At 69.6% G+C, this 21,840-nt stretch carries 14 protein-coding genes and 1 pseudogene; 5 read left to right on the top strand and 10 right to left on the bottom strand.

Annotation, left to right across the window (positions count from 1 at the left end; all coding sequences use genetic code 11):
• Nucleotides 1–359 precede the first annotated feature (359 nt).
• Nucleotides 360–1,667: a L,D-transpeptidase family protein gene (locus BM249_RS00430; protein WP_091967680.1), complete on the bottom strand. Its 1,308-nt coding sequence runs from the start codon at nt 1,665–1,667 to the stop codon at nt 360–362.
• A 590-nt stretch (nt 1,668–2,257) separates the two neighbouring features.
• Here BM249_RS00430 and BM249_RS00425 point away from each other — a divergent pair.
• Nucleotides 2,258–2,734: pseudogene (locus BM249_RS00425) on the top strand (copper chaperone PCu(A)C); the annotation flags it as partial.
• Between the two features lie 65 nt (nt 2,735–2,799).
• Complete coding sequence (locus BM249_RS00420; RefSeq protein WP_091967674.1) at nt 2,800–3,762, top strand: alginate O-acetyltransferase AlgX-related protein; 963 nt, start codon at nt 2,800–2,802, stop codon at nt 3,760–3,762.
• 104 nt (nt 3,763–3,866) lie between these two features.
• On the opposite strand, the gene BM249_RS00415 is transcribed toward BM249_RS00420, so the two are convergent.
• Both BM249_RS00415 and BM249_RS00410 read right to left on the bottom strand, forming a co-directional pair.
• On the bottom strand, nt 3,867–6,293 hold the full coding sequence (locus BM249_RS00415) for a penicillin-binding protein 1A (RefSeq protein ID WP_091967672.1): 2,427 nt from the start codon (nt 6,291–6,293) through the stop codon (nt 3,867–3,869).
• 180 nt (nt 6,294–6,473) lie between these two features.
• Nucleotides 6,474–7,739, bottom strand: coding sequence for an N-acetylmuramoyl-L-alanine amidase (locus BM249_RS00410; RefSeq protein WP_091967670.1), 1,266 nt, complete (start codon nt 7,737–7,739; stop codon nt 6,474–6,476).
• Nucleotides 7,740–8,513: 774 nt separating this feature from the next.
• Here BM249_RS00410 and BM249_RS00405 point away from each other — a divergent pair.
• Nucleotides 8,514–11,534, top strand: a complete 3,021-nt coding sequence (locus BM249_RS00405; RefSeq protein WP_091967669.1) for an Rne/Rng family ribonuclease — start codon at nt 8,514–8,516, stop codon at nt 11,532–11,534.
• A gap of 269 nt (nt 11,535–11,803) precedes the next feature.
• Here the strand turns inward: BM249_RS00405 and BM249_RS00400 are convergent, their stop codons facing one another.
• The 5 genes from BM249_RS00400 to BM249_RS00380 all read right to left on the bottom strand — a co-directional run bounded on the left by BM249_RS00400 (nt 11,804) and on the right by BM249_RS00380 (nt 16,898).
• Nucleotides 11,804–12,226 carry an FKBP-type peptidyl-prolyl cis-trans isomerase gene (locus BM249_RS00400; protein WP_091967667.1) on the bottom strand — a complete coding sequence of 141 codons (423 nt, stop codon included), beginning with the start codon at nt 12,224–12,226 and terminating at the stop codon, nt 11,804–11,806.
• A 58-nt stretch (nt 12,227–12,284) separates the two neighbouring features.
• On the bottom strand, nt 12,285–13,466 hold the full coding sequence (locus BM249_RS00395; protein WP_091967665.1) for a GNAT family N-acetyltransferase: 1,182 nt from the start codon (nt 13,464–13,466) through the stop codon (nt 12,285–12,287).
• Nucleotides 13,463–14,812, bottom strand: coding sequence for a lipopolysaccharide biosynthesis protein (locus BM249_RS00390; protein ID WP_091967663.1), 1,350 nt, complete (start codon nt 14,810–14,812; stop codon nt 13,463–13,465). The genes BM249_RS00395 and BM249_RS00390 overlap by 4 nt, the downstream gene beginning before the upstream one ends.
• A gap of 92 nt (nt 14,813–14,904) precedes the next feature.
• Nucleotides 14,905–15,840 carry an SGNH/GDSL hydrolase family protein gene (locus tag BM249_RS00385; protein ID WP_091967661.1) on the bottom strand — a complete coding sequence of 312 codons (936 nt, stop codon included), beginning with the start codon at nt 15,838–15,840 and terminating at the stop codon, nt 14,905–14,907.
• Nucleotides 15,798–16,898: an OpgC family protein gene (locus BM249_RS00380; protein WP_091967659.1), complete on the bottom strand. Its 1,101-nt coding sequence runs from the start codon at nt 16,896–16,898 to the stop codon at nt 15,798–15,800. Before BM249_RS00380 ends, BM249_RS00385 begins: the two co-directional genes overlap by 43 nt.
• Before the next feature lie 357 nt (nt 16,899–17,255).
• On the opposite strand from BM249_RS00380, the gene BM249_RS00375 reads away from it, so the two are divergent.
• Entirely contained in the window at nt 17,256–18,791 is a 1,536-nt protein-coding gene (locus BM249_RS00375; RefSeq protein ID WP_091967657.1) for an ATPase domain-containing protein, read from the top strand.
• Nucleotides 18,778–19,818 (top strand): sensor histidine kinase, encoded by a 1,041-nt coding sequence (locus BM249_RS00370; protein WP_091967654.1) that lies wholly within the window; start codon nt 18,778–18,780, stop codon nt 19,816–19,818. The genes BM249_RS00375 and BM249_RS00370 overlap by 14 nt, the downstream gene beginning before the upstream one ends.
• 73 nt (nt 19,819–19,891) lie before the next feature.
• On the opposite strand, the gene BM249_RS00365 is transcribed toward BM249_RS00370, so the two are convergent.
• Both BM249_RS00365 and BM249_RS00360 read right to left on the bottom strand, forming a co-directional pair.
• Nucleotides 19,892–20,269 carry a hypothetical protein gene (locus BM249_RS00365; protein ID WP_425284772.1) on the bottom strand — a complete coding sequence of 126 codons (378 nt, stop codon included), beginning with the start codon at nt 20,267–20,269 and terminating at the stop codon, nt 19,892–19,894.
• A complete protein-coding gene (locus BM249_RS00360; RefSeq protein ID WP_244528509.1) occupies nt 20,269–21,837 on the bottom strand; it encodes a S10 family peptidase in 1,569 nt (522 codons plus the stop codon). Before BM249_RS00360 ends, BM249_RS00365 begins: the two co-directional genes overlap by 1 nt.
• Between the last annotated feature and the right edge of the window lie 3 nt (nt 21,838–21,840).

Below are 21,840 nucleotides of genomic sequence, written 5' to 3'. Positions count from 1 at the left end.
CGAAAAAATTTGAGTTTCGACCACCCGGGGCAGCCGAATCGCGCTGCCGCGCCGCCCTGCGGGCGCGTCCGATCGGAGACGTCGCCCCTCCGGCGGACCGGCTTCGGCGGGCGAACCGCGACGCGATGCCACCGCCATGGAAATCGGCCGCCACGACAAGTTCGGCCCGATGCCTGCCGAACGCGAAAACGGCGGACGATTGCTCGCCCGCCGCCGGTCTTGGTCTACCGTGGAGAAACGGCGCCCGGCGCGCCTCGTCGGGCGAACTCCGCCTGATTCCTTCGGAATGGTGGAGTTCGGCCAAGCTCGAGCGCCGCGCGGGTTTTGATGGCTTCCGCTTCGATCGAGCGGAAGCCCTATCAATTCTCCTCGTCGCCCGGCTCGAAGCTCGGCACCTGCTCGGCGCTGGCCACGGGGGTCGGGGCCGAGAGGGTGGACGGCACGTTCACACCGTCGCGCTTGTAGATGTCGTCGCGGAACTGCACGGCCCCGTCGGGGGTCGCCCAGGCGGTGATGTAGGTCCAGTAGACCGGCACGGGGGTGGCGAGGGTGGCGTCGACGCGCTTGCCGCTCTCGATGGCCTGCTCGACTTGCTCGCGGCCCCAGCCGGGCGTGTCCTTCAAGAGCCACGTGATGTATTCGCGCACGTTCTGGACACGGACGCAGCCCGACGAGATGAAGCGGAAGTCGTCGCCGAACACGCCCTTGGTGTTGGTGTCGTGCATGAACACGCCGTAGGGGTTCGGGATGTTGATGCGCACGATGCCCATGGAGTTGAAGTCGGCGCCCGAATCCTGACGGTAGCGGTAGCGCGTGCCCTCGTCCGAGTTCCAGTTCACGGAAGCCGGCGAAATCTCGGTCTCGCCCGAGAAGATGCGGATCTTGTTTTCCGTGAGGTAGGTCGGATCCTTCTGCATCTTGGGGATGAGGTCCTTCTTCACGATGGAAGCCGGGACCGTCCAGAAGGGGTTGAAGTTGATCTGCGTCGCCTTGGTGTTCATGATCGGCGACTGACGGTCGATCTTGCCGACGCCGGCCGCATGCAGGGTGACGACCTGGCCGTTCTCCACCGTCTGCACCAGGGCGGCGGGGATGTTGGTGATGACGAACCGGTTGCCGAGGTTGCCCGCGTAGGAACGCAGGCGAACGACGTTGATCTCGAGCTGGTGCAGGCGCACGTCCGCCGTCACGTTCATGGCCGCCTGGGTCGCGGGGCTCATGGCGCCGGTCTGGCTCAAGCCGTGGCGGGCCTGGAACCGCTTCACCCCGGCCGACACGTAGGAATCGTACACGCCCGAACCGCCCGAGGCCGAATCGAGGTCTCCCGACACGATGAGGCGCTGGCGCAGGGCGGCGACGGCAGGCCCCTTGGAGCCGATGCGCAGGCGGTCCGCCCCGCTGATCGGCCTCCAGCCGCCACGGTTCACGATGTCGCGGTAACGCTCGATCATCTGCTCCGTCGCCGCGATGGTCTGGGGCGACAGGATCGGCGTCGTGGAGCGATGCACCTGCATGGTGGTCGGCGCGGCATAATCCTGCGCCCACTCGGCCTGGGCGAACCCCCCGGCTTCGCGCGCCGTGGCGGTGCCGCCGGCGAGGGCGACGGATGCGGCCACGAGGAGGGACCGGGTGGCGAGAGACCGGGCGGAAAGGGCCTGTTTCAGCATCGGGTGAACTCTGGGCTGACGTTGGGTGCGGCGTGAGGACCGGACACCGATGGGAGACATCGGCTTCGGAACGCCCCTTGCCGCGAACGTGTCGGGGTGCGGTTAAGAACTCATGGCGTCCGGGCCACAATATGGCGCCCTCGGCCGTCGCGATGACTTCCCCGCGACCGTGCCGCCAGGGCCACAGCACAGTCGGATGCAACGACCGGACCGACGAAGACCTCGATCACGCCGGCCGCGCGGGATTCGAGGATGGCGAAACCGACCGCGCACAGGGTTGCCGGGAATGATCTAACCCACGGGTAAAGAACCTCTATTTCCGCCCCCCGCACCACCGCCGCGATCGTCCCTCGTTCGTGCCCTCCGATGACGCCGCCCCGGGGCGCACGGCGCGACGAGATCGGCACCGGATTGGGCAGGCCTCCAGTCCCAGAACCCGCGACCGCGCGACGGCGTGCCCTTGCGCACGACGGATTTGCGGGCATGGTCCTCGAGCGCCGGTCGATCTTCGTCCGTCGCCCCCTTCGATACCACCGGATCGTCCGATGCTTCAGCGCCACCGCACCGCCCTTCGTTTCGCCGTCTCGACCGTCGCCGCCCTCGGCTTCGCCGCTCTCGCGCATGCGGGTGAGATCACGACGGCGGGAGACCTGCGCATCGAGACCCCGTGGATGCGGGCGACGCCGGGTGGAGCAAAGGTCGCGGGTGGTTATGTCCGCGTCACCAACACCGGTACCCAGGCCGACCGGCTCACGGGCGCGGCCGTCGCCATCGCGGGCCGGGGGGCGATCCATTCCATGACCATGGCGGGCGGCGTCATGAAGATGGCGGCGGTGCCGGAAGGGCTCGCCATCGCGCCGGGCCAGACCGTGGACCTGAAACCCGGCGGCTTCCACCTCATGTTCGAAGACCTCAAATCCGCTCCCAAGGTCGGCGAGCCGGTCTCCGGAACCCTGACGTTCGAGCGGGCCGGCACGGTGCCGGTGACGTTCGCGGTGGCCCCCATCGGCGCCATGAGCCCGAACGCCGCCGCCGCGGCCGCCCCCGCCGGTCATACCCATCACTGAGGGCAACGCGCCCGCGATCCGCCCGTGAGGGTGCGTCGCCGCGTCGGGCCGGCTACAGAACGGGCATGATCCCCCGTCCCGAAGAACGCCATCCGTCCGAGCATCCCGATGTCCATGTCGGCCGGGACGGCTGGTTGTTTCTTGTCGGCGGCAGCAACGCCGTCGCGGCGCAATACGACAGGCCGGGGGTTCCCCGCGCCACGTTCTGGCTCTGGCGGCGCCTCCTCGAAGAGCGGGCCCGGCGTCTGGCGAAACGCGGCATCCGCTACGCGCATGTGGTGGCGCCGGAGAAGCTGGCGATCCATGATCACGGCTTCAGCGGGCTTGGCCTCGATCCCGCCCGGTCGCCGGCCCTGCGCCTGGAACGCTGGCTGAGATTCTCACCCGCACGGGCTTCCCTCGTCGATCTGGTACGCCCCTTCCGGGCACGGGCGGGGGACACGGCGCTCTACCGGCACACGGACACGCACTGGACCTTCGCGGGCGGCTGGCTCGCCTATGCGGAGATCTGCCGCCATCTCGGCGTGCGCCCGCGCTACGACTTTGCCGCGCGCCGCATCGGCTCGCCGGCAGTCTATGCCGGCGACCTCGGCGCGAAGTTCGACCCCGAACGCTGCGAGGTCGCCGAACCCTGCCTGTTCGCGAGCCCGGCGCGGCGTGTCCATGCCAACGCGCTGATCACCGCCTTCGAGGCGGAGGGACGCGGCCGCGACGCGCATATCGGCGCCTACGCGGTGTTCCGCAACGAGGCCCCCGGCCTCGATCCGCGATGCCTCGTCCTGTTCGGCGATTCCTATGCCCACCACACCCCGAACGGCGGCACCGGAACCCTGACGCCGTTCTTCGCCGACACCTTCCGGGAGGTGCACTTCCTCTGGTCGACGAGCATCGACTGGAACCTTATCGCGCGGGTCCGACCGGATTTCGTCATTTCGGAGATCGCCGAGCGCTTCATGGTCGAGGTGCCGCAAACCGGCTTCGACATCGACAAGCTCGCGGCCCTCGCCCTCGCCCGGAAGGGCCCCTGAAAAACAGGATACCGAAGGGATCAGCCCTTCGGGGGGCGGGCAGAGCCCGACGAAAGCCCAGGGCTCTGTCCTGGACCCGCGAAGGGCTAAGCCCTTCGAACCCCTCAGTACAACCCTCCGGCCTGGGCGGCGCGGTCGGCATCCGGCGGCGGGCTGGCCGCGGGGGCCGGCGCGGCCGGCGCCACGTAGGCGTCGGGCGGCGCTGTGCCGGGCTTGAACGCCTCGAGGATGGTGCCGGCGCCCTCGCCCGACCCCGCACGCATGCCCGTGGACGCCGAGACACGGATGAGCTTGATGCCGGGCGGCACCCGGAACGGAGTCGGCGGCTTGTCCTTCAGGGCCTGCTTCAGGAAGTCGAGGGCAATGGGCGCCGAGAGGCCGCCACCCGTGGCCCGGTCGCCGAGGGATCGCGGCTTGTCGAAGCCGAGATAGACGCCGACGGCGAGATCCGGCGAAAAGCCGACGAACCACGCATCCTTGGCGTCGTTGGTGGTGCCGGTCTTGCCCGCGAGCGGCTTACCGACCTGCTTCAGGATCGTCGCGGTGCCGCGCTGGACCACACCTTCCATGATCGAGACCATCTGGTAGGCGGTGAGCGGGTCGAGGACCTGCTCGGAATCGTCCACGAGCTTGGGCTCATCCTGGCCCGACCATTTCTCGGCGTCGCAGCCGAGGCATTTGCGGGCATCGTGCTTGTAGATGGTCTCGCCGACCCGGTCCTGAATGCGGTCGATGAGGGTCGGGCGGATGCGTCGGCCGCCATTGGCGAGCATCGAGTAGGCGGTGACCATGCGCATCACCGTGGTCTCGCCCGCTCCCAGTGACATGGGCAGCACCGGCAGCATGTCGTCGTAGACACCGAAGCGACGGGCGTATTCGGCGATGAGCGGCATGCCGACATCCTTGGCGAGCCGCACGGTCATCAGGTTCTTCGAGTGCTCGATGCCGTACCGCAGGGTGTGCGGGCCGCCGGACTTGCCATCGTAGTTCGAGGGCGTCCACGCCTCCTGGCCCGGACCCGCCTCGATGGTGATGGGCGAATCCTGCACGATGGAGGACGGGGTGTAGCCGTTGTCCAGCGCCGCCGAATACACGATCGGCTTGAACGAGGAGCCGGGCTGACGCATCGCCTGGGTGGCGCGGTTGAACTGGCTCTCGTCGTACGAGAACCCGCCCACCATGGCGTGGACGCGACCCGTATAGGGGTCCATGGCCACGATGGCGCCGGAGATTTCCGGACGCTGGCGCAGGCGGTACTGGCCCCGTCCGCCATCCATGGCCTCGACGTAGACCACGTCACCGGGATTCAGGGCAGCGGCCGGAGAGCGGCCGGTCCAGCGGGTGCCGTCCGGTCCGATGGTGCCGGTCTCGCGATCCTTAGAGACGTGACCGGACGCTTCGCGGCGCGGCTGCAGGCCGATCTGGGCGGAGCCGCCGGTGGTGCTCAGGACCACGGCGAGACGCCAGGGCTGCACGTCGCCCAAGGCGGGAACCTCGGCCACGGCCAGGCCCCAATCGCGGCCGGTGAGGTCGACCTTGGCCTGCGCTCCGCGCCAGCCATGGGACTGGTCGTAGCGGACGAGGCCGTCGACGAGAGCCTTGCGCGCCCAGGCCTGCATCTTCGGATCGAGGGTGGCGCGCACGGACAGGCCGCCCTCGTAGAGCTTCTTCTCGCCGTAGCGCTCGGCGATCTCGCGGCGAACCTCTTCGGTGAAGTAGTTGGCGTTGGCGGCGTTGGCGAAGGCGACGCGCGGATTGACGCCGAGCGGCATCTTGCGGGCGGCCTCGGCCTCCTCCTTCGTGATGTACCCGTTCTGGGCCATCAGGCCGATGATCTCGTTGCGGCGATCGAGGGCCTTCTGGGTCTGGCGATAGGGATGGTAGTTGTTCGGCCCCTTCGGCAGGGCGGCGAGGTAGGCCGCCTCGTTGATGGTCAGCTCGTGAACGGACTTGCCGAAATAATCGAGGGCCGCCGCCGCGACGCCGTGCAGATTGCGGCCGGGCACGAGGGTGCCGAGGAAGATCTCGTTGAGGTAGAGTTCGAGAATCTTGTCCTTCGAATAGGTGGCCTCGATCCGGAAGGCGATGAGCGCCTCCTTGATCTTGCGCTCGAAGGTCTGTTCCGGGCTGAGGAGGAAGTTCTTGGCCACCTGCTGGGTGATGGTCGAGGCGCCCTGCTTCTTGCCGCTCTTGAAGTTGGTGAGCGCCGCGCGCACGAGCCCCTCGGGATCGACGCCGCCATGCTTGTAGAAGTTCTTGTCCTCGGCCGACAGGAAGGCCGCGACCACGATCTTGGGCATGGCCTGGATCGGCAGATAGAGCCGGCGCTCCGTGGCGTATTCGGCGAGCAGCGACCCGTCGGCGGCGTGCACGCGGCTCATCACCGGCGGCTCGTAATTGGCGAGTGCGGCGTGATCCGGCAGATCCTGGCTGTACTTCCAGTAGAAGAACGCCGCGGCGGCCGAGGCGACCACGAACAGCATCGCGCCGATGCTGAACAGGAAGCCGAAGAAACGAAGGACGAGGCGCATCCGGGTTCCGTTCGTCGCTGAATTGGCCGCCGGCCCGGCAAGGGGCCGCGCACCGCCTCATCGAGGCGGCAGGCATGGAAAAGGGCGGCGTTCGCTCAGGAGCTTCCCGCGCGGCCGTTCCCATCGAACTCGCGAGACCGGACGAGCCGGGGCTTCGCGAGCCCCGGTTTCACTCTCATTCTATGGTGAAACTGGGGCGATTGCCGCGGAGCGGCGGGGCGGGTTCGGCCGGGTGAGCGAGGTGCGGTTGCCGAAGAAGGCGTCGATGGCCTTCGCCATGCCGCCGGTGACCTCGGCGCGCCAGCCTTCCGATTGCAGAAGATCGAGGTCGTGCTTGCTCGACAGGTAGCCGAGTTCGACGAGCACGGAGGGCACGTCGGGCGAGCGCAGAACGACGAAGCCGGCCTCGCGATGAGGCTTCGGGCTCATCTCCATCACCGGGCCGAGCTGGGCCATCAGGCCCTTGGCGAAGCCGGACGAGAAGGTGCGGGTCTCGCGCAGCGTCAATTCCTGCAGGATATCGGCGACATGTCCCGGCCCCTCGTTCGACTCGGTGCCGGCGGCGGCATCCGCCCGGTTCTCGCGCTCGGCGAGGCGCGCCGATTCGGCGTCCGTCGCCTTTTCCGACCCCGTATAGATGGTGGCACCGCGCACCTGGGGGGCGGACTGGATCGAATCGGCGTGGATCGAGACGAACAGGTCGGCCTTAGCCTCGCGGGCGATCCGGACGCGCTCGGACAGGGGCACGAACACGTCGCGGTCGCGGGTCATCCGCACCCGATAGCGCCCACTCGCCTCGAGGCGGGCGACGAGGGATTGGGCGAAGCCGAAGACGATGTCCTTCTCGAACACCCCCGTGGCCGCGATGGCGCCCGGATCGGTGCCGCCATGGCCGGCATCCACCATGATGAGCGGCCGGGTATCGCTGGCGGCATCGGGAGAAACGGCCTTGCGGGCCTGGGGCGCCGGATCGCTCGCCACGGCGGCGCGGCGGAAGCTCTCGCGGTCCGTGCGCTTGAATTCGACGGTGAGAAGCACGGCGCCGTCCCGCGCCCGGGTGGTCGTTGCGATGGCCCCCACGGCGGCGGGCTGGGCGAGGTCGACGACGATGCGCGAGCGGCCGGGAGCGAACAGGCCGTAGCGGAACGACTGCACGACGCCTTCGCGCTTGCGCCCCGTCTCCGCGCCGAGTTGGAAGTTGACCTCGGCCAGATCGATCACCGCGCGGTCGGGGCGCTCCATGACGAAGGCCCGCGCCTCGATGGCCTTCGACAGGGTGAGGGTCAGCCGGGTGATTCCGGCGCCGCCGCTCGACAGTTCCGCCGCGATGGCGACGGCGGCGGGCGCGCGGCCCGTCCTGTCGCCGTCCTGGGCGGCGAGGCCCGTCGCGAAAGCGAGGCTCGCGGCGAGGACGAGCGACCGGAGCAGGCGATGGGATGCGAGCATGGTCCGGCGTTCCGGTTCCGAGGGCGTCCGGTTAAGCGATACGGCCGGTGTGGTTAACTGTTCCTTGCGTCGCAGCCGGTGTTTCGGAGCTGTCGTGGCCGGTGGGCGACAGGTGGCCGGATGCGGAAGCGGGCGCCCGGTGGCGATGCACGCGGCGAGCCGGACAGTCCACGGGCCCGCCGAAATCCGGTCCATCCCGCGCTCGAGCAAGGACTTCCCCTTGGATAGCCGTGTTTATACCTTGCCAAATCCCTGCGACGATCTGTAATGAAGCTGTACCCTTCCCGGTGCCGTGCGGTGTGCTCCGCGGCCCGCGGACGTTTCGAGGCTTTCCTCGACCGTCTTCGCCGTCGGTTCCCGCGACACGCCAGCCGGCGCTTCATCGAGCCGGGCGGGAGACGGTCAACGCTGCGGCCTCACGGCCCGTGGCGTACTTCGAAATCCGAGGCCGGCGGTATCCGGTCCAAAGAGTCTTCGCGAGGTCAGGGAGAGAGATGGGAGGACACACAGCATCGGTCGCCGTTGCCTGTGTTCGACGCGCACGCGTTTCGCGTGGCGCCTCAGTCCCGTCTGCCCTGGCCAGGATCAACCCCACGCGCGCCGATCACCGGCGCCCAACGGCGGTTGACGGCAATCCCTTCCCCACTGCTCCGGCGATCCGCATCGGGTCGTCGCGCGCGTCCCTCGTCCGGCCCGATGGGCCGGGACGGGGCGGCACGCCACCGGAGCCGCTCGGTTCGAGGAGGACGTCGCCCGCCCTGTCGAAAGTTCGTCATGGCCAACAACAACAAGATGCTCATCGACGCGATGCACCCGGAAGAGACCCGGGTCGTCACGGTCCACGGTTCTAGGGTCGAGGAATTCGATTTCGAAGCCGCCAACCGGCGCCAGCTTCGGGGCAACATTTACCTCGCCAAGGTGACGCGGGTGGAGCCTTCGCTCCAGGCGGCCTTCATCGAGTACGGCGGCAACCGCCACGGCTTCCTCGCCTTCAGCGAGATCCACCCCGATTACTACCAGATTCCCCTGGCCGACCGGCAGGCCCTGCTGGAAGACGAGGCGCGCGAGGCCGAGGAGCACCGCGAGCGCGAGGAGCGCAAGCCCCGCCGCCGCTCGCGTGGGCGCCGTGCCGAAGCCGCCGCCAAGGCGGCCGAGACCGCCGAGACCGTGAGCGTGGAGGATTCCACCGCCGAGGCCGACGCCTCCGCCGGTGAGACTTCGGCCGTGGATAGCCCTGCCGACGTCGCATCCCACGAGGGCGAGGGGATCGAGGCGGCTCCCATCGCGACCGGCAGCGATGCATCGGCAGACCTGCCCGTGTCCGAACCCGCCACCGGATCCGACGCGACCGTCGACGCCGAGGCTGCCGCCGTCTTGACGCCGGAAGCCGCAAGCGAGGCCGAGGACCGGGCTCCCCAGGAGACCGTCGCCGAAACGGCGGACGTCCCGGAGGCCGAGCTCGCCATCGAGGCGGCCCCCATGGCAGCCTCGCCCGATCCCGTCGCGGTCGCGGACGTCACCGAGGAGGAATCCGACGCCGACGCCGACGAGTCCGAGGAGGAGGACGAGGACGACGACGAATCCGAGGACGAGGATGACGACGACTCGGACGAGGACGACGACGAGGATCACGAGGGCGAGGACGGCGAGCGCGAGCCCAAGATCGCCCAGATCGGCGGCAACGGCGACGCCCTCGCCGAGATCCCCGAGCGTCCGCGCACCTACCGCCGACACTACAAGATCCAGGAGGTGATCAAGCGCCGCCAGATCATTCTGGTGCAGGTCGTCAAGGAAGAGCGCGGCACCAAGGGCGCGGCGCTGACCACATACCTGTCGCTGGCCGGCCGCTACTCCGTGCTCATGCCCAACACCGGCCGGGGCGGCGGAATCTCGCGAAAGATCACGTCGGCCGCCGACCGCAAGCGCCTGAAGGAAGTCGCCCAGGATCTGGAGGTGCCGGAAGGCATGGGCGTCATCCTGCGCACGGCCGGCGCGTCACGCACGAAGCCCGAGATCAAGCGCGACTTCGAATACCTCATGCGCCTGTGGGAAAGCGTGCGCGAGTTGACGCTCTCGTCCTCCGCGCCGGCCCTGGTCTACGAGGAAGGCTCGCTCATCAAGCGCGCCATCCGCGACCTCTACAACAAGGACATTGACGACATCCTGGTGGCGGGCGACGCGGCGTACCGCGAGGCGCGCGACTTCATGCGCATGCTCATGCCCGGCCAGTCGAAGGTGGTGCAGCCCTACCGCGACCCGACGCCGATCTTCGCGCGCCATGGGGTCGAGCAGCAGCTCGACGCCATGTTCTCGACCCACGTCACCCTGAAGTCCGGCGGCTACCTCGTCATCAACCCGACGGAAGCCCTCGTCTCCATCGACGTGAACTCGGGTCGCTCGACCCGCGAGCACGATATCGAGGACACGGCCCTGCGCACGAATCTGGAGGCGGCCGAGGAGGTCGCCCGCCAGCTGCGCCTGCGTGATCTCGCCGGCCTCGTGGTCATCGACTTCATCGACATGGAGGAGAAGCGCAACAACCGCGCCGTCGAGAAGAAGCTCAACGAGTGCCTGAAGAACGACCGCGCCCGCATCCAGGTCGGCCGCATCTCGCCCTTCGGCCTCCTCGAGATGAGCCGCCAGCGCATCCGTACGGGTATGCTCGAGAGCTCGTCGCTCCCCTGCCCCCATTGCGGCGGCTCGGGCTTTGTGCGCGCCACCGCGTCGGTGGCCCTCCAGATCCTGCGCGCCATCGAGGAGTCTCTGCTTAAGAGCGCCTCGCACAACCTCATCCTGCGCACCCACACCGAGGCGGCGCTCTACATCCTGAACCAGAAGCGCGGCCATCTGCACGAGTTGGAGGTGCGCTTCGGCGTCACCATCACCATCGCGGCCGATGAGCGCCTTGCCGCCACGTCGGCGTTCCAGCTCGACCGGGGCGAGCCGGCCGTGCGCGCCGAGGGCGCCGTGACGGGCGTGCGCGCCATCGCCATCAATCCCGCGATGGAGACCGAGGACGACGAGGAGTTCGAGGACGAGGTCGTCGAGGCCGAAGCCGAGACCGACGTCGAAGCCCAAGCCCCCGAGGGTGAGGAAGCCCGTGAGGGCGCGAGCGAGGGCGGGGAAGGTCGCGGCCGTCGCCGGCGCCGGCGCCGCCGGGGTGGACGTCAGGATACCGGTGTCCAGGCAGGCGGCGAGGACGAGGGCCGTTCGGACACCGACGAGGATGAGACGGACGGCGCCGGGGAGCGGAGCGAAAGCGACGCGTCCGAGGTCGAAAGCTCCATCGAAATCGTCACCACCGGCGAGGATGACGGCTCCGGCCGCCGTCGTCGTCGGGGCCGTCGCGGCGGCCGTGGCCGCGACCGTGACAACCGTTCGCGTGAGACGGCGAGCGAATCCGACGAGGCCGCCGTCGATGCTGCCGAACCCGCAACGGAGACGGCCGCCACGGAGGCGGATGCCCCCACGGTCCTCGCGGGTGGCGAAGAACCGGTGAGCGTCGAAGCCGTGAACGAGGTTCGGGAAGCGGCGGCCGAGTCGACGGCCGTCGACCTGCCGGTGGTGCCGGTCGATGCCCCGGCGGCTCCCGCGCCGGATGCGGCCGTGGTCGATGTCGCTCCGGCCGCCCCCGAGGCGTCCGCGCGGCAGGAATCCGAGGCCGCCGTCGAGGCGCCGGCCCCGCGGGTGCCCGCTCCCGAGCCCGTCGCCGTGGTGCTGACGCCCCTCGATCCCGATCGCCCCAAGCGTGCCGGCTGGTGGTCGCGCACCAAGGCCGCCCTCTCGGGCGAGTGACACGGTCTCCGCTCGCTCGGAGCGGAGACCATTTCCAAAGCCAGCGTGGCGCGTGAGCGAAGCCGAACTCCGCAGTTCCGAAGCAATCGAACGGAGTTCGGAAGAGACGAAACGCCGATCCCGTTCGACATCTTGGGATCGACGCTCTCCGGCCTCGAATGCGCGACGTCGGACGCAACTCACAAAAAAGGCCGGATCGGGACATCCCGATCCGGCCTTTTCACTGTCGACGGATGGGCGGACGCAAAGCCCGTCCGCCCGGGATGGCGTTACTTGGCGCCGAGCAGCTCGACGTCGAAGATCAGGGTGGCGTTGGGCGGGATCACGCCACCGGCGCCACGGGGGCCGTAGCCCATGTCGGGCGGGATGATGAGGGTGCGCTTGCCGCCGGTCTTCATGGTGGCGACGCCCGCATCCCAGCCGGCGATGACCTGACCGGCCCCGAGGGTGAAGGTGAACGGGGTGCCGCGATCCTTCGAGGAATCGAATTTCTTGCCCGGCTTGCCGTTGTCGTCGAGCCAGCCGGTGTAATGCACGCTGACCTTCTGGCCGGCCTTCGGCTCGGGGCCGGTGCCCACGACTTCGTCGCGGTACTGGAGCCCGGAGGGCAGGGACACGGTCTCGGCGGCGGACGACGCTGTGGTCATGGCGAGGAACAAGGCTCCGGTAAGGGCAAGGGTCGAGCGGAACATTCGGCGCTTCCTATCTGGCGAACCGATCTGGGCCAGTCGCAGGCCCCGATGTGGGGCATCAGCGCCGGCCCATCAACCTCTGAACCACACCACGTCCCGCCAAACACAGTTTGGCCTCGGCCCGGGCGGCGTGCTCGAAGCGCGCGAGACGGATACGCCGATCCAGGGAGACGATGCCGCCCGCCGGCACCGCCACGACCTCGGCGATGGTTTCCCGCTCGGGATAAAGGCTTTCCAGGGCCGAGCCGGCCAGGGTCGCCGAATCGAGCCGGTCGGCGAAGGCGGTCTCGTGCAGGGCGCGCACGATCTCGGCCTCGAGGACGAGGCCCGGCGCCCCGGCTCGCTCGGCCTCGTCATACGCGGTCTTGAGAAGGCAGGCGGTCCCGCCCGCCACGAGGGCGAGGCTGATGGCGAGGGGGCGCCCATTCCGCATCAAGACGTCGGCGCGCGCCCCCACCGGCCCGCCCCCCTCGGCGAACAGCGCCCGCGCGAAGGCGGCATGCGGGCCGCGACAGGCCATGGCGCTGCCCGCCGCACCCTTCCACCCGGCTTTCTCCAGGGCGAGAAAGGCGTCGACGGCGGCCCGCAGGGGCTCGCCCCCGGTGGCGGCTTCCAGGGTGACGGAGCCGGCCTCCGACAAACGGCGCTGGCGGCGGCGCAGGTCCTTCAGGCGGGCGCGGTTGGGATGGCCGGCGACGAACGCGTCATGGCTCGCGCGCCGGTCGAGGATCGGGCGCGCGAAGGCGGCGACCTTGCCGAGTGCCCATCCCTCGTCCTTCAGGGCGGCGCGGAGGGCCTGGCCCAACCGGGTGTCCGTCGCCAGGAGTGGCCAACGCCACGGTCGCCCCTCGGAGGCTGCGCGCAGGCCCGCCGCCAGGGCCGCGAGGGTGGCGGGCAGGTCCGGCCCATCGGCGACGAGGGGCAGGGCCGCGGTGACGAAGGGCGACGCAAACGGACGGGCGACGGGGCGGCCGAGGCCGCAGAGGTCGTAGGTCAGGCGAAACGGCATGACCGCGTCGAGGCGCGCCCCGGAGCGCACGACGACGATCCGCAGGTCGGCGGCGGCAAGACCCGCCCGGCGATGGGCCGACAGGGTATGGCGGGTGTAGTGCGGATGCAGGTCGACGGCCCGGTCGGCGAGGACGTCCCAGGCGGCGCCGTCCCGTTCGAGATCGGCGAGGGTAAGGATGGCGAAGGCCGGGGCGCGGGATGCGGCGGGGCTGCGGCGCGGGACGCTCATCGCGGGGCTTTCCGGAGGTGGCCGAGGGAGACGGGCGTCACGAGCCCGTGGATCATCCAGGCAGCCACCGCCATGGCGAGGCCCCGGGCCGTGGCGGCCACCGCCATGGCGAGGGCGGCGCCGATGACGCCGTACGGTGGAACGAGCATCCAGCAGAGTCCGGCGGCGAGACCCAGCATGGCGACGGTGATGGCCGCGCAGATTCCCTCGCCGCCGAGCATCGTCAGGAGATCCTCGCCCGGACCGAACAGGCTCGCGGCGACGCTTCCGGCGATCAGGACGGCGAGGATCGGCAGGCTGTCGCGAAAGTCCGGCCCGAACAGACCCAGCAGCAGGGGCGCGGCGAGGAGGAGACCGGCGCCGATGGCGAGGGTCGCCGCCAGGGTCAGCGCCGCCTGCATCCGCACCAGGGCGGCAAGGCCGTCACGGTCCCCGGCGGCCTGAAGCGCGGTGAAGCGCTGCGCCGTGGCGGCGGAGGCGGCGAAATGCACGAAGGCGACGAATTGCTGGATGCGAGTGGCGGCGAAATACAGCCCCACCGTGGCCGGCGGCACGAGGAAGCCGAGGATCACCACGTCGACGACGTTGAACCCGGCGCCGGCGAGGTCCGTCAGGGCGATGGGCAGGCAGGCCCGCAGCCACGTTCGCCAGTGATAGGCGCGCGGGCCGGCAAGACGCAGGCGCGCGATCAGCCATCCCGCCTGCAGCGTCGCGGCGAGCGCCGTGGCGAGGAGGGTACAGGCGACGGCGACCCATGCCTCGGTCGGGGCACCGAACCCCACCGCCGCCAGCATGGCGGCCATGATCAGGCCCTGGCGCAGAAGGTAGGGCGGCGCGATGGCGAGAACCGCCCAGTTCTGGCTGCGGGCGACGCCCTCGCAAAAGTCCTGGAGGGCGAACAGGGGCAGGATGGCGGCGGCGAGGAAGATGGGAGCACCGTAGGGACCCGCGAGGAGAGAGCCCTCGGCAGATAGTACCAGGAGTCCGAGGCCCGCGACCGCCCCGGCGCCCACGATGGTGACGGCGGCACCGCCAACGAGAAATCCCCGCACGGCGTCGTCCCGCCCCAAAGCCGCATCCGCCGGAAGGAAGCGGCAGGCCCCCTGGGACAGGCCGAGGGTCGCGGAATGCCCCAGAATCCCGATCCAGACCCAGACGGCGGCGAAGATCCCGTACTCGGCACCGCCCATGAGCCGGGCCATGAGCACCTGAGCACCATAGGCGAAGACCGCCGCGGCGATGCGGATGGCGAAGACGTCGAGGGCGGCGCGCGCGGGTCCGGTGCGTATGGCCAGAAGGCGCGCCAACGCCCGTTCGGGGATGGCGCCGATGCGATCCGTTGCCATTCTCATCCGCAGGGTCCCGACCGATGGCGTCGGGTCTAGCGCGGCGGCCTTGAGACCCGGTTAAGTGGCCGCGAACGGCCCGCTGCCGCCGGTCAGTCCCCCGGCCGCACGAAGATGGATGGCGGCGGCGAAGCCGCCTTCACCGCCGCATCGCGGGGCGGCGCCATCGCGGGGGCGGGTGCCCCGGGATCGGTCTGAAGCAGCGACAGGGTGATGGCACGGGTGACGTGCTCGGCCATGCAGCGCATGCCGAGTTCGTTGAGGCGGAACTGCGAACCGAGGAGATGCCCCTCCCCCTTCTGGCCCAACCCCGAGAGGTAGCGCATGGCCTCGTAGCGCTGCACCAGGGGCACGCCCTCGCGCGACGCCACGTCCTGCACCGTGCGCACGAGGCTATTGTAATACTCGTCGGCCGCGAGACTGGCGGTGTAGACGGGATTGACCAGGACGACGTCGATCTCGTGGCTCTTGATCCACTGCACCGTCTCGGCCAGCGCCGTGGCGAACACCTCGACATCCACCCGCGCGAGGGCGTCGTGGGTCCCCACCTGCCAGATCACGAGATCGGGCTCGACCTCGGCAACCATGTTGCGCAGGCGCTCGGCGGCCCCCGAGGCGATCTCGCCCTGCATGCCCCGGCTCTCCACCACCACGTCGACGTCGGGCAGGGAGCGCTCCAGGGCGGTTTCGAGCTTGACCGGATAGGTGGTCGCGGCCCCGAGGCCGGCGGAGGAGCCGCCGATCGTGAGCACTCGAACCGCCCGCTTCTCCTTCAGGGCGAGCTTGACCGCTCCGAGCCGGGCCAGGGAATAGAGCTGTGAGCCCGGCACCCGACATTCGGGCGACAGGCTGACGTCGAGGGCCTCGGAGCCGCTCGACACGGTCTTGGGCGGCGATACCACCGTAGGGGGGCCGGACAGGCCCGACGGCGCGGACGATGCCACCAGGGGCTCGGCCAGGGCCAACGCGCCGGACGCGGCGAGCGTCAGGCTTGCGGCGAGGAAGGCCGCGGCTTGCGGGAGCGCCATTCGACGAACCATGCGGTGAAACCCAGTGCGATCAGGCCCGATCCTACGACGGAAACGTCAACGAGGACACCGCCACCCGCCCGGAAGCGGATGAGTTGGCCGGCGAGGCTGAGGAGCGATCCGATGGAGAAGACGGCGAGGGAATTACGACCGAGGCTCGCGAGGTACCCCGTCACGGGGCCGAGGCGCGGCGCCAGCACGCCGTAGAGGGTCTGGAACGCCAGGAGCACGCCGACGAAGTGGATGAGCCGGGCCGGTGTCAGGTAGGTCTTGTCGAAGGTGAAGAACAGGCGCGGCTCGGGGGCGAGCACCGGATCGGGCCGGATGTCGTAGACCGCCAGGATCACGCCCGTGGCGACGATGGCGATGCCGAGGGGCACGAGGCGCTGCGCCCACGACCGCAGCCAGGGCGAGCGGCGGTTGAGATCCTCGCCGACGAAGCCCAGGACGAGGAGGAGTTGCCAGCACAGGGGATCGAAGAACCAGTCCCCCTCCCCCGGCCAGGACGGCAAGTTCCACTCAAAGACGAGGCTCGTGGCGTAGAGGCCGAAGGAGAGGGCCAGGGCCGCGACGCGGCTCACGCGGGCGAGGAGGACGAAGACGGGCGCGATGCCGATGAGCACCACGTAGAGCGGCAGGATGTTGAAGAAGCCGAGTTGGTGGGTCAGCAGCACGAAGCCCACGACGGTCTGGATCGGATCGGCGAAGAATCCCCCGGCATTGTGCCATTCGAGGAGCAGGGGATTGTCGAGGACGAGGGCGGTGCCGGCGATGATCGCCAGGGCCAGGGTCATGATGGTGAGCTGCGCCCGGTAGACCTCGATGGTCCGCGACAGCAGCCGCAGCACGGTCTTCAGGCGCGGCTCCGGCCGTCCGTCCCGGCCCCGCGTGGCGATGCCGATGGACCATCCGGCGAGGAACACGAACAGCTCGGCGGCATCCGAGATGCCGTATTGCGAGTAGGTGTAGCGCTCGAAGGTGTTGCCCGGAATGTGATTGATGAAGATCGTGACGAGGGCGAGCCCGCGCCAAAAATCGATCGCGTTCGGTTCGCGCATCGGTGGATCCGGGCTCCGTCGGCTCGAAAGGGCTTCGCGGGCGTGGCCGACCCGGACGGACCGCCCCACGCGGTCGAGGTGGCCGTGATACGGCGCTCGCACGCTTCTGCAAAGGGCGGACCGCCCAGAGGCAAAGGGCGAACCCGCCGCAAGCAAAGAGTGCACCGACGAAGCGCCTCGGCCACGCGAGGGCGAAAAGCTGTGGGCGGCGACGGCCTGGGCGGAACCGCGCCCGCTCCCACCCGTTCAACGGCCCCGAGGGCGGTGGCCCGATGCTGGCCTCGCGCGTTAAGGGTCGAGACGGCCGACCCGGTTCGTCCCTATGATGCGTGAAGGGCCCATGGACAGAATTCCCGCATGACCGCCACCATCACCGACGCCGAGCCCATTGCCTCCGGCGTGCCGGGCCTCGATCACATCCTCAACGGAGGCTATGCCGCCCAGCGGGCCCACCTCATCGAGGGGAGACCGGGCAGCGGCAAGACCACCCTCGGCCTGCAATTCCTCATGGCCGGCGCGCGCCTCGGCGAACGGACCCTCTACATCACCCTCTCGGAGAGCCGTCGCGAGCTTCTCTCCGTGGCCGAGCGCCACGGCTGGTCCCTCGACGGCATCGACATCTACGAACTCGTGCCGCCCGAGCTCAGCCGCGACGCGGAGCTGCAGCAGAGCCTCGTGCACTCGTCCGATCTCGAACTCGGCGAGACCGTGCGGATGGCGCTCGTTGAAATCGAGCGCGTGAGCCCGACGCGGGTGGTGTTCGACAGCCTGTCGGACATCCGCCTGCTGTCGCAAGGGTCCCTCCGCTACCGGCGCCAGGTGCTGGCGTTGAAGAGCTATTTTCTCCTCAACGACGCCACCGTGCTGATGCTCGACGATCTCAGCGCGCGGGACGACAACCTCAATCTGCATTCCTTGAGCCACTCGGTGATCCGGCTCGAGCAGGTGACGCCGGATTACGGTGCCGGGCGACGGCGCCTGAACGTCATCAAGATGCGCGGGACGCGATACCTCGGCGGCTACCACGATTTCACCATCGAGAAGGGCGGGATGCGGGCGTTTCCGCGCCTCGTGGCCGCCGGGCAGCATACGGTGTTCACCCCCGAGACCGTGCCCGGCAAGGTGCCGGAACTCGACCGGCTCCTTGGGGGCGGCCTCGACCGAGGCACCACCACCCTGCTGATGGGGCCATCGGGCGTCGGCAAATCGACCCTCGCCCTCAGCTACCTCGTGGCTGGGCTCGAACGGGGCGAGCGCGCCCTCGTCCTGTCCTTCGACGAGACGGTGGGCATCTTCATGCGCCGGGCGGCCGGCGTCGGCATGGCGCTCGAGGGGCACGTCGCGGATGGCCGCCTCAAGATCACGCAGATCGATCCGGCCGACGTCTCGCAGGGGGATTTCGGCGCGCGCATCCGCGATGCCGTCGAAAATGAGGGCTGCCGAATCGTCGTCGTCGACAGCCTCACGGGCTACATGAGCGCGATGACGGGCCAGCCCGCCCTTTTGCTCCAGACCCACGAACTGGTGACCTACCTGAACCAGCATGGCGTGGTGACCATCCTGATCCTCGCCCAGCACGGCATGGTGGCCCGGATGGATACCCCCGTCGACGTCACCTATGTCAGCGACACGGTGGTGATGCTGCGGTTCTTCGAGACCTCCGGCCGGGTGCGCCGGGCGCTCTCGGTGCTCAAGAAGCGCACGGGACCGCACGAGGACACGATCCGGGAATACCGGATCGACCGGGGCGGTCTGCGCGTCGGCGCGGCACTGACGGGGTTTCGCGGCGTCCTCACCGGGGTTCCGACCTTCGCGGGGGACCGTAGCGATCTCCTGACGGAGAAGCCCGAGGCCGGTGCATCTCTCACCGGTGAAACCCATGCCGGATCGTGAGGCCGTCGTCCTCGTCCTCGCCCCCGTCGGACGGGACGGCAAGGTCGCCGAGGCGATCCTGCGCGAGGTCGGCGTCGCGTCGCGCGTGGAGACCAGCCTCGCGGATCTCGTGGCCGGCCTCGACAAGGCCGCCTGCGCGGTCATCACAGAGGAAGCGCTCCTGAAATCGGACCGTCGCGGCATCGCCGAATGGGTCGAGGGCCAGCCGGCCTGGTCGGACTTTCCGTTCGTGCTCCTCACCCTTCGCGGGGCAACGCCCGACGAGCGGCTCACGGAACTCCTCGGCAACGTCACGGTCCTCGAACGACCGTTCCACCCGTCGATCCTCGCCAGTGCCGTGCGCGCGGCCCTGCGGGCGCGTCGCCGGCAATGGGAAGTGGAAGCCCACCTCGCCGAACGGCAGAAGACCCACGAGCGGCAGGCACTCCTCATCCGCGAACTGCATCACCGGGTGAAGAACACCCTGGCGACGGTGCAGGGTCTGCTCGGCGCCACGGCGCGCAGCACGAAGAACGTCGAGACGTTCTATCAGTCGTTCTCCGACCGCATCGTTTCCCTCGGCAAGACCCACACCCTCCTGACGGAGGATTACTGGCAGACGGCGCCGCTGCACGAATTGCTGCAGAACGAACTCGGCCCCTACGGCGTCGCGGGCAGCCGCCGCATCGTCCTCGACGGTCCGTCCGTCGAACTCGCCGCCGATCTCGCGGTGCCGGCCGGCATGGCGTTCCATGAACTCACTACCAACGCGACGAAGCACGGCGCCCTGTCGCAAGCCAATGGCCGGATCACCGTGACGTGGTCGGTCACACAAGGGGAAGCCGGCCGCACCCTCGTCCTCGACTGGGTGGAGACGGGGGGGCCACGGGTTTCCGTCCCGGAGCGGAAGGGCTTCGGATCGACCCTTCTGCAGCGCGTCCTCGCCCAGCAATGCAACGCCGTCGTCGCCATCGACTACGATCCGGCGGGCCTGCGCTTCCACTTCGAGGCGCCGATGCCGGGTGAACGGCTGGTGCCGAGCTACTGATCCGGCGCGGTGTTCGAGGCAAGCCGAACCCCACCCATGCGAGGACGACGAACGGCGTCTGGTGGAGGCGCGGCTACTTCACGATCCGGTCGAGGCGGTTGTTGACGAAGAAGTACAACTCCTTGGCGCCGGGCTCGGTGTAGAGCACCTGCACCTCACGGCCCGCGCGGCCTTCGCCCACGAGCACGTCCGTGGGCGGTTTGCCCTTCAGGCGCACGAGGTCGCATTCACCGATGCCGGGCTCGATGGCGGCGGCGACCGTCGGCACAGGACCGGAGCAGGCCCCATCGCCGTTGAGCACCGGGCCGGTGAAGGTCGCGACGGGCTTCGGCTTCGGGGCCGGCGCGACGACGGCCGCAGGCTCGGGCACGAGGGTCTCCGAGCCGGCACAGGCGGACAATCCCCAGGCGGCCAGGGCCAGAACCGGCAACCGAGCGAGGGACGTTACGATCACGGCAGGTCCTTGCGAGTGGTCTGGTCTTCCGGCGGCTTGCCCCGCGCGGCGAGGGCCCGTGCGAACAGGTCCGCCGCATCGGCGTGAAACGCCGCGCGCGAATCGGGGCGGGAGTAGAACATATGCCCACCCGGATACACGGCGAGGCTCAAACGTCCTCCGCCGAAGGCCGGCATCTGGTCGATGAGAAGCTTCGAGGCGAAGTAGGGCGTGACCAGATCGGTGAAGCCATGGGCCACGAGCACCCGCAGGTTTCCGTCGAGGGCGAGCGCCCCACGCAGGGCACCGAGGGCTTCGGGGGCCATGCGCCCGCCGCCCCAGGTCCAGCCGCGATTGACCGCCCCGTTGAGGAGTTCGTAGCGGAGATCCGGCACCTTCCAGTTCAGGCGCTCGGTGTAGAGGGCGATCATCGCGCTCGTGAGTGGCGCCTGAAGCCCCGTGAGCAACGGGTCCTCGAAGCCCGACGACAGGGCGGTGGGGTCCGGGTCCCAGCCGGTGACACCCGTGTCGTAGGCGCTCGCGACCCGTCCGGTGTCGCGGCCGATCTCGCGCTGGACGCCGCTCGCCGAGAGCCGCCCGGCCTGACGCCGCACGAAGTCCGGATCGAGACCTGCGAGCGCTCCGACCCGGTCGGCGAGGCGCGCGACGGCGGCCGTGTCGGACGGGCCTTTGAGGAGATCGGCCAGATACGGGCCGGTGGCGTAGGCTTCCGCGTCGGCCAAGGCTGCCCGCGTCGGGGTGCCGCCCGCGCGCTCGATGGCGGCGGCGGCGAAGGAGGGCAGTTTCAGCACATGCCCCCAGGGCGTCGTGCGCGGCGTCTGCAGCCAGCCGAAATCGAGGACCGGCGACAGGAGGACGAGGCCCGAGAGGCCGACCCCGATCTCCTCCTGGAGTTTGCCCGCGATGAGCGGCCCCCGGAAGCCGCCATAACTCTCGCCGACGAAGAATTTCGGGGACGCCATGCGCTCGTTGGTGCGCAGCCAGCGGGCGATGGCGGAGGCCAGGACCGAGGCGTCGGCGTCGATGCTCCAGTATTTCTTGGCGTCACCGTCCGCCGCCCGGCTGTAGCCCGTGCCCACGGGATCGATGAACACGAGATCGGTGAAATCGAGCCAGGTGCCGTCGTTGGGTACCAGTCCGATGGGGGCGGAAGGGCTGATGCTCGCCCCCTCCACCGGCAGGCGCCACGGCCCGATGGCCCCGATGTTGAGGTAGGCCGAGGCCGCGCCCGGGCCGCCGTTCAGGGCGAAGGTGACGGGCCGCGGGGCGCCTTCGCGGTTCGGCATCGTATATGCGATGAAGGCGATCTCGGCCTGGAGCTTGCCGGATTCGTCGACAAGGGGGAGGCTGCCCGCCCGCGCGGTGAACGCCAGGGTCCGCCCGTCCGGCAGGGTGACGCTGTGCTCGGTCACTGCGTCGGCCGGGAGCTTGCGTCCCTCCGGCGCCCGCGCCTCCGGGGGGCGGCGCGCCTCGCCGGCCGGGCGCTCGCCGTGGGACGCGGATTGCGCGAGGGGCGGCGTCGTGGCGATGAGCAGGGCCGCGAGGCCGAGGGCGAGGCGTTTCATGGG

Origin of the sequence: Methylobacterium gossipiicola (assembly GCF_900113485.1) — a bacterium.
Classification (GTDB): domain Bacteria; phylum Pseudomonadota; class Alphaproteobacteria; order Rhizobiales; family Beijerinckiaceae; genus Methylobacterium; species Methylobacterium gossipiicola.
The sequence above is the reverse complement of the archived record's forward strand: the minus strand, read 5'-3'. Positions and strand labels throughout refer to the sequence as shown.

Excerpts from the sequence above, each read along its gene's own strand:
- BM249_RS00430 (WP_091967680.1), bottom strand. The coding sequence starts at position 1,667 with ATGCTGAAACAGGCCCTTTCCGCCCGGTCTCTCGCCACCCGGTCCCTC.
- BM249_RS00420 (WP_091967674.1), top strand. The coding sequence starts at position 2,800 with ATGATCCCCCGTCCCGAAGAACGCCATCCGTCCGAGCATCCCGATGTC.
- BM249_RS00415 (WP_091967672.1), bottom strand. The coding sequence starts at position 6,293 with ATGCGCCTCGTCCTTCGTTTCTTCGGCTTCCTGTTCAGCATCGGCGCG.
- BM249_RS00410 (WP_091967670.1), bottom strand. The coding sequence starts at position 7,739 with ATGCTCGCATCCCATCGCCTGCTCCGGTCGCTCGTCCTCGCCGCGAGC.
- BM249_RS00405 (WP_091967669.1), top strand. The coding sequence starts at position 8,514 with ATGGCCAACAACAACAAGATGCTCATCGACGCGATGCACCCGGAAGAG.
- BM249_RS00400 (WP_091967667.1), bottom strand. The coding sequence starts at position 12,226 with ATGTTCCGCTCGACCCTTGCCCTTACCGGAGCCTTGTTCCTCGCCATG.
- BM249_RS00395 (WP_091967665.1), bottom strand. The coding sequence starts at position 13,466 with ATGAGCGTCCCGCGCCGCAGCCCCGCCGCATCCCGCGCCCCGGCCTTC.
- BM249_RS00390 (WP_091967663.1), bottom strand. The coding sequence starts at position 14,812 with ATGGCAACGGATCGCATCGGCGCCATCCCCGAACGGGCGTTGGCGCGC.
- BM249_RS00385 (WP_091967661.1), bottom strand. The coding sequence starts at position 15,840 with ATGGCGCTCCCGCAAGCCGCGGCCTTCCTCGCCGCAAGCCTGACGCTC.
- BM249_RS00380 (WP_091967659.1), bottom strand. The coding sequence starts at position 16,898 with ATGCGCGAACCGAACGCGATCGATTTTTGGCGCGGGCTCGCCCTCGTC.
- BM249_RS00375 (WP_091967657.1), top strand. The coding sequence starts at position 17,256 with ATGACCGCCACCATCACCGACGCCGAGCCCATTGCCTCCGGCGTGCCG.
- BM249_RS00370 (WP_091967654.1), top strand. The coding sequence starts at position 18,778 with ATGCCGGATCGTGAGGCCGTCGTCCTCGTCCTCGCCCCCGTCGGACGG.
- BM249_RS00360 (WP_244528509.1), bottom strand. The coding sequence starts at position 21,837 with ATGAAACGCCTCGCCCTCGGCCTCGCGGCCCTGCTCATCGCCACGACG.